Source organism: Bartonella sp. F02 (genome assembly GCF_026929975.1).
Lineage (GTDB): Bacteria > Pseudomonadota > Alphaproteobacteria > Rhizobiales > Rhizobiaceae > Bartonella.
Map to the genome: position 1 here is coordinate 18,556 of NZ_JANHOK010000008.1, position 14,294 is coordinate 32,849.

General features: G+C 38.6%; 12 protein-coding genes. 5 read left to right on the top strand and 7 right to left on the bottom strand.

Translation table 11 applies throughout. The features are described 5' to 3' along the window. The first annotated feature begins 41 nt into the window (after positions 1-41). From trpS to NPY00_RS06015, 3 genes are all read left to right on the top strand, one after another. Positions 42-1,112 carry a tryptophan--tRNA ligase gene (trpS, locus tag NPY00_RS06005; protein WP_269021172.1) on the top strand — a complete coding sequence of 357 codons (1,071 nt, stop codon included), beginning with the start codon at positions 42-44 and terminating at the stop codon, positions 1,110-1,112. A 40-nt stretch (positions 1,113-1,152) separates the two neighbouring features. Beyond that, entirely contained in the window at positions 1,153-1,644 is a 492-nt protein-coding gene (locus NPY00_RS06010; RefSeq protein WP_269021173.1) for a universal stress protein, read from the top strand. A 61-nt stretch (positions 1,645-1,705) separates the two neighbouring features. Further along, positions 1,706-2,284 carry a NifU family protein gene (locus NPY00_RS06015; protein WP_269021174.1) on the top strand — a complete coding sequence of 193 codons (579 nt, stop codon included), beginning with the start codon at positions 1,706-1,708 and terminating at the stop codon, positions 2,282-2,284. 187 nt (positions 2,285-2,471) lie between these two features. On the opposite strand, the gene NPY00_RS06020 is transcribed toward NPY00_RS06015, so the two are convergent. The 3 genes from NPY00_RS06020 to groES all read right to left on the bottom strand — a co-directional run bounded on the left by NPY00_RS06020 (position 2,472) and on the right by groES (position 5,106). Next, positions 2,472-2,807, bottom strand: a complete 336-nt coding sequence (locus NPY00_RS06020) for a zinc ribbon domain-containing protein YjdM (protein ID WP_269021175.1) — start codon at positions 2,805-2,807, stop codon at positions 2,472-2,474. 281 nt (positions 2,808-3,088) lie between these two features. After that, a complete protein-coding gene (groL, locus tag NPY00_RS06025) occupies positions 3,089-4,732 on the bottom strand; it encodes a chaperonin GroEL (RefSeq protein WP_269021176.1) in 1,644 nt (547 codons plus the stop codon). Positions 4,733-4,809: 77 nt separating this feature from the next. Then, positions 4,810-5,106: a co-chaperone GroES gene (groES, locus tag NPY00_RS06030; protein WP_269021177.1), complete on the bottom strand. Its 297-nt coding sequence runs from the start codon at positions 5,104-5,106 to the stop codon at positions 4,810-4,812. 279 nt (positions 5,107-5,385) lie between these two features. Between groES and fumC the strand changes: the two genes are divergently transcribed. Then, entirely contained in the window at positions 5,386-6,774 is a 1,389-nt protein-coding gene (gene fumC / locus NPY00_RS06035; RefSeq protein ID WP_269021178.1) for a class II fumarate hydratase, read from the top strand. 8 nt (positions 6,775-6,782) lie between these two features. On the opposite strand, the gene NPY00_RS06040 is transcribed toward fumC, so the two are convergent. Beyond that, positions 6,783-8,411 carry an alpha-D-glucose phosphate-specific phosphoglucomutase gene (locus NPY00_RS06040; protein WP_269021184.1) on the bottom strand — a complete coding sequence of 543 codons (1,629 nt, stop codon included), beginning with the start codon at positions 8,409-8,411 and terminating at the stop codon, positions 6,783-6,785. A gap of 179 nt (positions 8,412-8,590) precedes the next feature. Between NPY00_RS06040 and NPY00_RS06045 the strand changes: the two genes are divergently transcribed. Beyond that, positions 8,591-9,115 carry a peroxiredoxin gene (locus NPY00_RS06045; protein WP_269021179.1) on the top strand — a complete coding sequence of 175 codons (525 nt, stop codon included), beginning with the start codon at positions 8,591-8,593 and terminating at the stop codon, positions 9,113-9,115. Between the two features lie 98 nt (positions 9,116-9,213). Here NPY00_RS06045 and hisS read toward each other — a convergent pair whose 3' ends face one another. The 3 genes from hisS to NPY00_RS06060 form a co-directional block, all read right to left on the bottom strand. After that, on the bottom strand, positions 9,214-10,698 hold the full coding sequence (gene hisS / locus NPY00_RS06050; protein WP_269021180.1) for a histidine--tRNA ligase: 1,485 nt from the start codon (positions 10,696-10,698) through the stop codon (positions 9,214-9,216). Between the two features lie 444 nt (positions 10,699-11,142). Next, the gene (locus NPY00_RS06055; protein WP_269021181.1) at positions 11,143-12,993 is read right to left on the bottom strand and encodes a DUF1561 family protein; all 1,851 of its coding nucleotides are present in this window, start codon (positions 12,991-12,993) and stop codon (positions 11,143-11,145) included. Between the two features lie 508 nt (positions 12,994-13,501). Then, a partial coding sequence (locus NPY00_RS06060; RefSeq protein ID WP_269021182.1) for a DUF1561 family protein occupies positions 13,502-14,294 on the bottom strand: 793 nt, incomplete at its 5' end.

Below are 14,294 nucleotides of genomic sequence, written 5' to 3' on the forward strand. Positions count from 1 at the left end.
CACAACACATAAAAATAACACCATTGAGAAAGGCATATCTTATGGACACCTTAACACCGCTTGTTTTTTCTGGCGTTCAACCCAGTGGAAATTTGCATCTTGGTAATTACCTTGGAGCGATCAAGCATTGGGTTGAATTACAAACGTCCTATAATTGCCTTTATTGCGTTGTCGATATGCATGCGCTAACAATTAATCCTGATCCAGCGACTTTAATAGAATCTACCCGAGACGTAACTGCCGCCTTTTTAGCGGCCGGTATTGATCCTAAAAAACAAATTATTTTCAATCAATCACGCGTTTTTCAACATACAGAATTAGCTTGGATCTTGAATTGCATTGCACGTATCGGCTGGCTGCAACGAATGACGCAATTTAAAGATAAAGCAGGAAAAAACCGCGAGCAAGCATCCCTTGGACTTTTTGCTTACCCAAGCCTTATGGCTGCAGATATTTTGGTCTATCGTGCCACACATGTTCCTGTCGGTGATGATCAAAAACAACATATTGAACTCACACGTGATATTGCACAAAAATTCAACAATGATTACGCAGATCGAATTGCAGAATTAAATTATGGCTTTGCCATACAAGAAAACTCTCAAAAGAAAAATGTTTTTTTTCCAATACCCGAAGCCCTTATTGGCAATACAGCAACACGCGTTATGTCTTTGCGAGATGGAACAAAAAAAATGTCAAAATCAGATCCTTCTGATTTTTCACGCATTAATTTAAGTGATGATGCCGATCTTATTGCAAAAAAAATCCGCAAAGCAAAAACAGACTCTGCGCCTCTACCTGAAACAATAACAGCTTTGGAAGGACGCCCAGAAGTGGATAATTTACTGGGTATTTATGCTGCTTTTTCAGAAATCAGCAAAGAACAAGCTCTCTTAGAGTTTTCAGGAAAATCTTTCTCATTATTTAAATCAGCTCTTGTTGATCTTGCCGTTCATAAACTGGCGCCAATAACACAAGAACTCCGTCGTCTTCAACAAAACAGAGACTATATCGATTCTATTTTGCATGAAGGTGCAGAACGTGCTAGTGTAAAAGCAGAAGAAAATATGAAATACGTTCGTGAAATCATTGGATTGTTACACAAACCATAAAAACAAAATCTTAATCATCAACATACAGAAATAAAACTGCATGGTCTCAAAAAGAAAAATTTTGGAAAAAGGACGTCAGAGAAAAATTTTGGTCATTATCGACCAAACACCAGAATGTCACCGTGCTGTTGCTTTCGCTGCACAGCACGCAAAAAATACCAACGGAACATTGGTCTTATTGTCTATTATTGATAATTCAGAATTTCAGCATTTCTTAGGTGTCAACGAAATTATGCGAACTGAATCCGTAGAAAATGCCTCTGCAGCTTTAAAACAAATTGCCCATGAAGTTCATATGAAAAAGGCAATTAAAACCGAAATTATTGTCCGTGAAGGTCAAAAAAATGATGAAATTTTTAAATTGATCGATGAAGATCAAAGTATTGCAATTATTGTTTTAGCCGCAGGAAGCAGTTCAGAAGGACCAGGACCACTTGTCCAATCAATCGCAAATCGAGGAGAAGCTTTTCCCATTCCTGTCATCATTATTCCAAGTGGTATTGCAGATGAAGATATTGAAGTTGTTGCTTAACAATTTTTTCTTGCATTAATGATCTTCTCATTATTCCTTAGCTTTGAAGAAAGGATAAACGATGTTTATTCAAACTGAACTTACACCCAATCCTGCAACACTCAAATTTTTACCAGGTCGCGTCGTTCTTTCTGAAAATAGTATAGAGTTTCATGATAAAGAAGAAGCTGCTAAAACTTCACCTTTAGCAACAAAACTATTGAATATTCCAAACATTAGCGGTGTTTTTTTAGGCTATGATTTTATTGCTGTAACCAAAAATGATGGAGAATGGCAACATCTCAAACCAGTTATTTTAGGAACAATTATGGAGCATTTTCTTTCTAATGATCCAACTATTCTAACCAATGGTGAAACACAAAAACAACTCCACACACTTTATGAAGAATTTTATGATCAAAAAGACGCTGAGATTGTTGCAACAATAAAAGATATTCTAGAAGCACGCGTTCGCCCAGCCGTTGCCCATGATGGAGGAGATATTACCTTTTGTGGCTTTGAAAACGGTATTGTTTATCTCAATATGCGAGGAGCTTGTGCCGGATGTCCATCTTCAACAGCGACCTTAAAACACGGCATTGAAAACCTTCTAAAGCACTTTATTCCAGAAGTTTTAGGTGTTGAAGCCATGCCTGCATAAAACAGCGTCATTTATTGACTCCTTGAACTATCAAGAAAGCGCTTTCGCTATCGCCGCTATCGTAGAGTGTCACTGTCACAAAAAATGACTAACGTATCATGGACAGTGTCTTCGATGCAGCGCGTCCACTATTCTCAAAAATTTACAAATGTAGACCAAACATAAAAATATTGAACAAATTTTTTAACTAAATTTTTTTAACAAATTCTGACTTTAACCCCATTTGCCCAATGCCAGGGATTTTACAATCAATATTATGATCACCATCTACCAAACGAATATTTTTAACCTTAGTCCCACTTTTCAGAACAGATGAAGCTCCTTTTACCTTGAGATCTTTGATCACCATAACAGTGTCACCGTTTGTCAAACGTTGGCCATTAACATCGTAAACAACATCAAGAACGGAGGAATCTTCGTTTTTTTGTGACCATTCATGCGCACATTCAGGACAAATAAAATTTTCGCCCTCTTCATAGACATAAAGACCAGAACATTCAGGACATTTAGGAAATTGGTTCATACATTTTATCTTTATTTAAAAAATCATAACACATTGCAAAACTATTTTATAAAATAGTCTATAAGAATAATAAGTTATTGTATACAATAAAAGTAAAACATTAACTTTATTGTATAATTATCGATTATTACAGTATTTTTAAAAAAATTATATTAATAATCTTGATTTTAGACTTAAAGATTTAAAATACATCTAAAAATAAAACAAAACAATACATTTAAAAATATAAAAAACGGGCTAAAAAGCCCGTTTCTTTTTTTATATTTACTTTTTCTAAGGGCTTAGAAATCCATTCCGCCCATTCCGCCCATTCCGCCACCTGGCATTGGAGGCATTGGAGTTTCTTTTTTCGGAACTTCTGTAACCATTGCTTCAGTTGTAATGAGAAGGCTCGCAATAGATGCAGCATTTTGCAAAGCAGAACGCACAACCTTAACAGGATCAACAATTCCTAAAGCAATCAAATCACCAAATTCACCTGTAGCAGTATTGTAACCAAAAGTATCTGAATTATTTTCAAGAACTTTACCAACAATAATTGCGGGTTCTTCACCTGCATTGCTTGCAATTTGACGCGCTGGAGCCTGCAATGCACGACGCACAATGTTAATACCAGCTTCTTGATCTGGATTATTTCCTTTAACTGTTAAAGCATTCGCAGCACGCAACAACGCAGTACCACCACCAGCAACAATACCTTCTTCTACAGCAGCACGTGTTGCATTCAAGGCATCATCTACACGGTCTTTCTTTTCTTTCACTTCAACTTCCGTTGAACCACCAACACGGATAACAGCAACACCACCAGCAAGTTTAGCAAGTCTTTCTTGTAGTTTTTCGCGATCGTAATCAGAAGTTGTTTCTTCAATTTGCATTTTGATCTGGTTTACACGCGCATTAATTTCAGCTTTTTGTCCAGCACCATCAATGATCGTTGTGGTTTCTTTAGAAATGCTTACTTTCTTTGCACGTCCAAGCATATTCAAAGTAACGTTTTCAAGTTTAATGCCAACGTCTTCAGAAATAACCTGACCTGAAGTCAATACAGCGATATCTTCTAACATTGCTTTACGACGATCACCAAATCCTGGTGCTTTAACGGCAGCAATTTTCAAACCACCGCGCAGTTTGTTAACCACAAGCGTTGCCAAAGCTTCACCTTCCACGTCTTCAGCAATAATAAGAAGTGGTTTGCCAGATTGAACAACAGCTTCAAGAACAGGAAGTAAAGCTTGTAAGCTTGACAATTTCTTTTCGTGAATAAGAACATAAGGATCGTCAAGATCAACAATCATTTTGTCAGCATTTGTGACGAAATAAGGAGAAAGATATCCACGATCAAACTGCATTCCTTCTACAACTTCTAATTCAGTTTCAGCAGTTTTCGCTTCTTCAACCGTGATAACACCTTCATTGCCAACTTTTTCCATAGCATTGGCAATCATTTTTCCAATTTCTTCAGCACCATTTGCAGAAATGGTTCCCACTTGTGCAATTTCTGCTGATGTTTGAATTTTTTTTGCTTTTTTGAAAAGATTTTGAACCACTTCATCAACAGCAGCATCAATACCGCGTTTAAGATCCATTGGGTTCATACCAGCAGCAACAGCCTTAACACCTTCTTGTACGATAGCTTGTCCTAAAACAGTAGCAGTTGTTGTTCCATCACCAGCAACATCATTGGTTTTTGAAGCAACCTCGCGCAACATCTGCGCACCCATATTTTCGAACTTATCTTCTAGTTCAATTTCTTTTGCAACTGATACACCATCTTTCGTAATACGGGGTGCACCAAATGATTTATCAAGCACAACATTGCGACCTTTAGGTCCGAGCGTTACCTTAACAGCATTAGCAAGGATATCGACACCGCGCACCAAGCGCTCACGCGCATCACGGCCAAATTTGACTTCTTTAGCAGCCATCTATTTTCTCCTTGGATTATTCCAAATATTGGATTGTCCCAAAATAATATAATATGAAATAGAATTAAGAGGATAGATTATCCTAAAATTCCCATAACATCAGATTCTTTCATGATTAAAAGATCTTCACCAGAAATCTTAACTTCTGTTCCAGACCATTTACCAAATAAGATACGATCTCCTGCCTTAACTTCTAAAGGTACGAGTTTTCCATTGTTATCAAGAGTACCACTGCCAACAGCAATGACTTCACCTTCTTGAGGTTTTTCTTGAGCGGTTTCAGGAATAATAATCCCACCAGCAGTTTTGTTTTCAGATTCAACCCGACGGACAACGATGCGATCGTGAAGTGGGCGGAATTTTATATGAGCCATGTTTTAAATCCTTAAAACTTAAATATAACTAAATTAATCTTATTAAACTGTATTAATTTTAAGTTCCCGCTAGCACTCACGCGTGAAGAATGCTAACATCTCTTGAAATATAAAAACGGCACTCTACAATGTCAAGGATTCTATGCAAAAATTAATCTCGATATGCTGTATATACTTCGTGTTTTGTCTTTGTTCTTTAATTCTGTAGAACCAACTTTTTTATTAACCGAAAAACAATAAAAGGATCTCATTAACAAGTCAACATAAAGGGATTTTACCATGATTAAGACACGTCAAGAAAGCGATAGTTTTGGAACCATTTCAGTACCCGAAGATCGATATTGGGGAGCGCAAACTGAGCGTTCTTTACATAATTTCGATATCGGAACAGAAAAACAACCTATGGCTTTGATCTATGCTTTAAGCCTTGTAAAAAAAGCAGCAGCTCTCGTGAACATGGAAAAAGGGAAACTTCCCAAAGAGATTGGGGAAGCAATTGTAACAGCCGCCGATGAAGTACTTGCCGGTAAGTTTGATACACATTTTCCCCTCGTTGTTTGGCAGACAGGTTCTGGAACACAAAGTAATATGAATGTCAATGAGGTGATCGCTAATCGCGCTAGTATTCTTTTAGGAGGAACACTAGGCAGCAAAGCACCAGTCCACCCCAATGACCACGTCAATATGAGCCAATCATCAAACGATTCCTTCCCAACAGCAATGCATATTGCAACCACATTGCAAACACGCAAACATCTCTTACCAACGCTCTATGCTCTTATTGCCGCTCTCAAAGAAAAAGAGAATGAATTTTCTAATATTATCAAAATCGGGCGAACACACACTCAAGATGCAACACCGCTCACTTTGGGGCAAGAGTTTTCAGGCTATCGTGCAGCACTAGAAGCAAACTGCCATCGCATTGAAATGGCTCTAGCCGATGCCCAAATGCTTGCTCAAGGAGGAACAGCTGTTGGAACAGGGCTTAATACACCAAAAGGTTTTGATGTTGCATTTGCAAAAACAGTTAGCTCACTCACAGGAATAGAATTCAAAACTGCCAATAATAAATTTGAAGCGCTCGCACATCATGGAGCTTTGACGCATTTTCATGGAAGCCTCAACGCGCTAGCCGCGGATCTTTTCAAAATTGCCAATGATATTCGTTTCCTCGGATCAGGGCCACGTTCCGGCTTAGGCGAATTAAGCTTACCTGAAAATGAACCTGGTTCATCCATCATGCCAGGAAAAGTCAATCCTACACAGTGTGAAGCTTTGACAATGGTAGCGTGCCAAGTTTTTGGAAATCATACCAGTGTAACATTTGCGGCTAGCCAAGGACATTTTGAACTCAATACCTATAAACCTATGATTGGGTATAATGTCTTACAATCACTGTCTCTTCTTGGAGATTCCATGCGCTCTTTTGATACGCATTGCATTCAAGGGTTGCGCGCTAATCGGGATCATATCCAAGATTTGATGGAACGCTCTCTTATGTTGGTCACTGCTCTTGCACCAGAAATTGGCTACGAAAAAGCAGCAGAAATTGCTAAAACAGCGCATAGAAATGGAACAACTTTACGCGCTGAAGCTTTGAAAGCTGGGGTTTCAGAAACAGATTACGATCGGCTCGTTGATCCTAAAAAAATGATCCATCCACAATAAAACAAATTTTACGTTATAATATCGGGCCGTTCGCGGCCCAATTTTTCTTTTATATTGAGTAATTCAAAAGCCACGTGCTGTAGAGGCAAAAGAGCTTGGTGTGTTTCTTGAGTGAGTTTGCGTGGATCACTCTCATACTGCTCAAGATAAAGCCTTAGAGTTGCTCCCACCGTCCCTGTTTCCGATAAACGCACCACCAACCGCGCTCCATTATCAAAAAAAATACGCACTCCGTGCCCGTTGCTTGTGCTCTCATCCATTGGATCAGAATAAATAAAGTCATCGGATTTTTCGACCGTGAGACCAGCAATTCTTGTTCCCATCTGTGGCAATTGATCTCGCAAATGCTCCACCATTTCTAAAGCTTTTTTCCCATCAACTTGCTCATAATCATAACGTGAATAATAAAAGCGTCCATAAGTGCGCCAATGGTGTTGAACAATTTGAGCAACCGTTTTCTTCGTAACAGCCAAAAGATTTAACCAAAACAATACAGCCCATAAACCATCTTTTTCGCGGACATGATGAGATCCCGTTCCAAAACTTTCCTCACCACACAAGGTTATTTGACCAGCATCCAAAAGCGTCCCAAAAAACTTCCAGCCCGTTGGCGTTTCAAAACAATTGATCCCTTTTGTTTCAGCAACCAAATCGGCAGCACGCCCTGTTGGCATAGAACGCGCTATCCCTGCTATACCCTGCCGATAACCTTTGATGAGATGCGCATAATCCGCCATAATAGCCAGTGAATCAGAAGGTGTAATAAATTGCTTGCGGCCAATAATCAAATTACGATCACCATCCCCATCTGAAGCCGCCCCAAGATCTGGACTGTGATCAGACATCAATAAACAATATAGATCCTTCGCATGAACTAAATTTGGATCTGGAGGACGCCCTCCAAAATCCGGTAAAGGAAAAGCATTCATCACTGTTCCCTCTGGAAACCCTAAACACTTTTCAAAAATTTCCCGCGCATATGGACCGGTTACCGCATGCATTGCATCAAATTTTAAACTTAACCCTTCTGTTACCGCATGAGCAATACATTCAAAGTCAAAAATCTCCTGCATCAAAGAAACATAATCCGCTACAGGATCAATAATTTCAACACGCATCGAACCGATAAACGTGCTGCCCTCCGTCTCTAAATCAATGTCGGGCGCATCCATAATTTTATAAGAAGAAAGGCTCTGTGATGTTGCAAAAATAGCATCACAAAGGGCTTTGGGTGCAGGACCTCCATTTGCAATATTATATTTTATTCCAGAATCTCCCTCCGGACCACCAGGATTGTGACTGGCTGAAAGAATAATCCCCCCCTGCGCACGATATTTACGAATAAGATGTGATACAGCTGGTGTCGATAACAGTCCGCCTTTTCCAACTTTAACACAAGCAACACCTTGAGCAGCAGCCATTTTCAACACTGTTTGAATAAGTGTGGGATTAAAATAACGCCCATCTCCTCCAAGAATGAACAATTTTCCTTCACAAGATCCTATCGTGTTAAAAATCGATTGAATAAAGTTTTCAACATAATGAGACTGTTGAAAAACGGATACCTTTTTGCGCAATCCAGAGGTTCCAAGCTTTTGATCCTCAAAAGCTGTTGTCAAAACTGTCCTTATCCCCATCACTGTACTTTCACATTATCTCAATTCAATCTTAGAATATAGAACCACGAGTGTCGATGTTAATTCGTGCTTGACGACAATGTGGAATATCTGCAATCTTATGATAATTAATTAATGACTATTAAAACGCAACAAATTTTCTTAAACGCAACTCCCCCAAAAATACAGGAGCGATAATTATGATAAGCAAAAAAGTTCCCCAAGTAACATTTCATACTCGTGTACGTGATGAATCAGTTGGTGGAAATAATCCTTACCGATGGCAAGAAATGACAAGTGATGCTTATTTTAAAGGAAAACGGGTCATTCTTTTTTCCCTTCCTGGAGCGTTCACACCTACTTGCTCAACTTTCCAGCTTCCTGACTTTGAAAAACTCTATGATGAGTTTAAACAAGCTGGAATTGATGAAATTTATTGTATTTCTGTCAATGATGCTTTTGTGATGAATGCTTGGGGTAAAAGTCAAAATATCAAAAATGTAAAATTGATTCCAGATGGTTCAGGTGAATTTACACGAAAAATGGGAATGCTCGTTGCTAAGGACAATGTCGGTTTTGGAATGCGTTCATGGCGCTACGCGGCTATCATTAAAGATGGTGTTGTTGAACAATGGTTCGAAGAAGAAGGCTTTTCAGATAACTGTTCTCAAGACCCTTATGGGGCCTCATCACCACAAAACATTTTGAACGCGCTTAAAGGTTAAGTTTTCAAATCGGAATAGTTTTTAAACGGTGCAAATTTTCTTTTGAAAAAGATTTGCACCGTTATTTTTACACATAACTGAAGACAGTAAAGCTTTGATCATTTCTGAGCCGACAAAATTTCTTGTACAGCCTGAACTAATTCACTCTCATCCACCATTATTTGCGCTGGACGACTTTCTCGCCATGTTTGATTATCTTTAATTTCATGAGATAAACGCGCGCCCTCTACTAAATCTTTAATTTGAATTTTACCTTCTTGGCGCTCTTGTGATCCTTGAATCACCACACAAGGTGCACGACGACGATCAGCATATTTCATTTGTGCTTTAATCCCTGAAGCCCCCATATATAACTCAGAACAAATCCCTGCATTGCGCAATTGCATCACCATTTGTTGATAACGAGCAACAGCCTCTGGTTCTTTGTCCATCATTAAGACAACAACCGGTCCTCTTCCTTCCTGCACTGGCAATTTTCCAAGATTGTGTAAAGCAGAGATTAAACGAGACACCCCGATTGAAAAACCCGTTGCAGGGATATTCTCACCACGAAAACGAGCAACAAGTCCATCATAACGCCCTCCTCCTCCAACGGATCCAAAAACAACTTTTTGCCCATCCTCATTGAGAACATCAAAAAGCAATGTCGCTTCAAAAACAGGTCCCGTATAATAATCCAATCCACGCACCACTGATGGATCAATCTTGATGCGATTGTGATAACCGTTTGCAGAAAAAATGGCTTGCATCTCTTCAAGTTCTCGCACACCTTCCAGCCCCTGAGTATTGTGTCCAACTACTTCTTTAAAAACCTCAAGAGTTTCATCCGCTGTTTTCGTTTCTACAGCAATCAATGCAAGAATACTGTCAATCTCTTTATCTTTAAGACCAGCACCTTGTGTAAAATCACCACTTTCATCTAAACGTCCTGCGCCCAACAGCAAACGGACACCTTCAAGACCAAATTTATCCAGCTTATCAATGGCTCTGAGAACCGTTAGACGTTTTTCAATATGCTCATTTCCTCTCAAACCAATCAATTCTAAAACACCATCCAAAATTTTGCGATTATTCAGGCGAATGACATAATCGTGATGCTGAATTCCCAATCTCTCCAAACTATCCGATGCCATCATGCAAATTTCTGCATCAGCAGCTACTGTTGGAGCACCGACGATATCGGCATCAAATTGCAAAAATTGCCGAAAGCGCCCAGGTCCTGGTTTTTCGTTGCGAAAGACAAAACCAAGACGGTAACTGCGATAAGGCTTTGGTAAAGTTTCAAAATTTTCTGCAAAATAACGAGCAAGCGGTGCCGTCAAATCATAGCGTAAAGACATCCATTGCTCATCGTCATCTTGTAAAGAAAAAACACCCGCATTCGGACGATCTGTATCCGGCAAAAACTTTCCCAAAACATCAGTATATTCAAAAATGGGTGTTTCAAGCGCTTCAAAGCCATAAAGTTCATAAACTTCACGAATTTGAGCAATCATTGTTTCAGTTACACATAACTGTGTACGCGTACGATCAATAAAACCACGGGGTAAACGAGCTTTTGTTTTTTCTTGCTTTTCAGTCATTATTTTTCTCTCGCAGTCATGTGTATGAACAAATAATTGTATAGCGCTTCTACAAACAAGTATCGTATAGAAACAAGCATCGCAATGATTTTGTCATCTTATTTCTTTGCATTGTAGATTCATTTTTCTCCACAAAAGATGAATGATGCCATATTATGTTCTTCATACAAAAATTCACATCTTCTAAAATATTCAAATATAAGTGTATCATAGGTGTTTTCTCTTAAAGGTCTGTCAACAACCTATAGAAAATCTTCTTTCTCAATAGCGTGTTTTATTACGCTTATTGATTTCTTCTGAACAGAATGATCATTTATTTTCAATGTGGAACAAAAAGCGGATCAATATAAAAAAACAACTCATTCTGATCGTATAGGTTCAGAATGAATTGCTTTTCACTTTTTAACAGACTGTTTTTAAAACACAGGAAATGTCACAGCTTTATTAAAGAGGACATCTCCCACTTGCACATTGATTGACTAAATAACTTGCTGGAAGACGACCACTTCCTCTCCGATCTTCCCCTTCTCCGGTGCAGTTATTTTGAGAGAGAACAACACTCAAAGGAGCTTGTTCTGGACTCATTAACTGTAAAGATGCAAAAGAAGTGACTGCTGAAACTCCACGCCGCTGTGACAAGCGCAACAAGACAAGATTAGGATCCATCGTCTCTGACGTTTCGTTCGTAAACTCAAAATAGCTAAGTGAAGTATTTGTTGGAATAACCTTCAGCCCAGCAGAAGTTCGCAAAATTGGAACAGCATGCCGACCTGTTCCTCCCTCATAAGTCATTAAACCAATCCACACTGTACCTGCAGGAGCCGTGAGAAGCTCACGGATTGCCTTTAAAATGTCGTCATGAGTTGTCGCTAAACTTGACGTTCTCCATTCAAACTGGGGTAAAACAGATTGTGTCGTTGAAGCAGCTATTCTAACAGCAATCGCATCACTGGATTCCGTTGGATGTAAAGGAATTCCATAAAATTGAGGAGCATTTCGCATAACACTATAAACTGAATGGAACCTTCGATTCAACGAAATCATCGGATCGACCCCCTGAGCTGTATCAAAGAAATACCCTCCCTCTGTAAGGGGATCTCTTGGATAGGTGCTTTGGAGTTCCGCAATTATTTGATAAGTATGTAAAAGACATGTCCCACATATCCCCGCAGAAATTGTCGTGCTCGCTGTCGAAGTTGCAATCGCATGAAGCCGTTTGCGCCATGCATCATTCAACTTAAAATCAGGTGGAAGAGAACGTTTCACTCTTACTTTCGCATGGGAAGCAGATTGTTGTTTTCCTGGAGCTGGGCAATAATGCAACGATTCTGCAAAATTTCCAGAAACAAAGTGCTCCCAACGCTGAATATCATAAGAAAAAACAAAATTTGATTTTGGAGAATTTGTTGTATCCCCCTTAATATATGAACCTTTAGCTGTATAAGGAACACCCCAGTTAGTCCCAAATTGTGTCACCCGTAAATAATTACCATTTTTATCCCTCGCAGGGCCTTCACGACCATTTAAAAAAGAAATATCCCAATAGCCTGCATCTCTTTGTTTTGAAACAATATCTTTACAAAATCTCCATTCTACCCAATCCCAATTATCTTGAGGAGACTGTTTCGATGCCATGCATGAAAGAATTCCAGAAGAGGGAAAATAGCGTGCAAGGTGGCCATTTTCTGGATTGTAATAAAGATCTGTTATTTCTGTTTTCGATCCATTATCTGAAAGATAATACATCGTAAACCCATCTCTACTGACATAAGACCAACCAACAAACGTTTTAAGACTCATATTCCCAGGAGCTGCAACCGTATTAATCCAATGATCCATCTCAGCGCTTAAAGTATGATCGTAATAATCTCCCTGATTTTTTGAAATATATGTATACCACTTATAATCTTTCACACGATATTTTTCATCGGCTGTATACAGAGCTCTTCCGTTGATAACCCAACGTTGATTAGGATCATTGATAACGCAGGGTCTTAGTTTGAGATAATCCCATTGTTGTTGGCCATCCCCATCAACTCCTGTTACAGATCCCGGAGCTGTCATACACAGCCAAACATCATCAATCTTCCAAGCAATTCTTTGAAAAACATCATAGCGTGCAAATTTAACCCCCGAAGAAGAACAATTATCGATATAGACATAACTTTCACCATCGACAAAAGCGGGAGCGTAACAATATTCATACCCAGTATGCGCTTTAATATGAATAGCTTTATCTATAGGAGGATCAGAAATCTTCTGATCAGGTGCAGCAAAAAGCACACTTATCTGCATAAAAAAGATACCAAAAAATGAAACCAACTTTAAAGCATATGCTCTCATAAGACTCTCATCACTTTCATTTTAAAACGTGACACAAGCTGTGTATTCATTACACATATAGCCTTTTGGGCTACTTCTTATTTAAGACCTATTTAAGGCAAAAATATACATCAAATATTTTTCAAAAAAAATAAAATCACAATCAACACAAAAAAAATTGAGAAACTAAAAGTTACAAACTAACAATTCGGACAAACAAATCTTGTGATTTTTTAAAATACCATAATTATTCAAATTTTTATCCATTTTTAAAACTCAAAAATGTTATTTTTGAGTTTTGAGGCAAATTTTAAAAGATCATTTCCTTCAGAAGAATATAACATTTCTCTCAAAGAAAATAAAAAATGACTTGGATTATTCTTGTTCAGAGAAACAAAATAAAACGAAAAACCTCAATCATTGTAAAAAATAAACACCTTTTAAAAAGCCTGTATATTTTAAAAACAGGCTTTTTATTTTCTTAAAAAATAGCACATCGACCACTAACACACTGGTTCACTAAAGAGCTTCCTGGAAACCGTCTGTTCCCTCTTCTCCCTTGACCATCTCCAGTACAATTATTTTGTGACATGACACTATTCAAAGAATTTGCATCTATTCCACCTAACCGCAATGTTGCGAAAAAAATAATATTTTCAGTTCTCTGCTGAGAAAGATGATCATAGACAGTTTCAGCATTCATGGTTGCTTGAGTTGCCATAACAAAATCGTGAAATTCACTCATAAGATTTGTGGGAACAACGACAAGTCCAGAAGAAGTCCGAAGAATAGGCATTGCATGGGCTTGCGTACTCCCGTCTGGTAGAACAGAAATTAAAAAAGAAATCCAACTTGTCCCAGAAGGTGCACTCAAAAGCTCTTGAATAGAGTTCATAATAGCTCCACGATCTGTCGCTATATTTGATGCCTCCCACATAAAATGAGGTAAAACAATCTCCGTCATTGAACGGGCTATTCTCAAATTAATCTCATCGTCTGTTTCTGATGGTGTTAAAGGAGTTCCATATCTCTGAGGCACATCTTCCAGAAAATTATACAGGAAAGGATATCTTCGATGAAATGAAATCATTGGATCTCGATTAGGCCGCGTATCAAAAAAATAGCCTCCACTGGTCAGAGGACTTCCTGGATAATATTCTTCAAGCTCTGCCAGCATTTGATACGAATGTAAAAGACAAGTACCACAGACACCAGCTGCTACTGTAGAATCAGTTGTAGAGGTAGCAATACTAAAAAGACGTTGCCGCCATTCG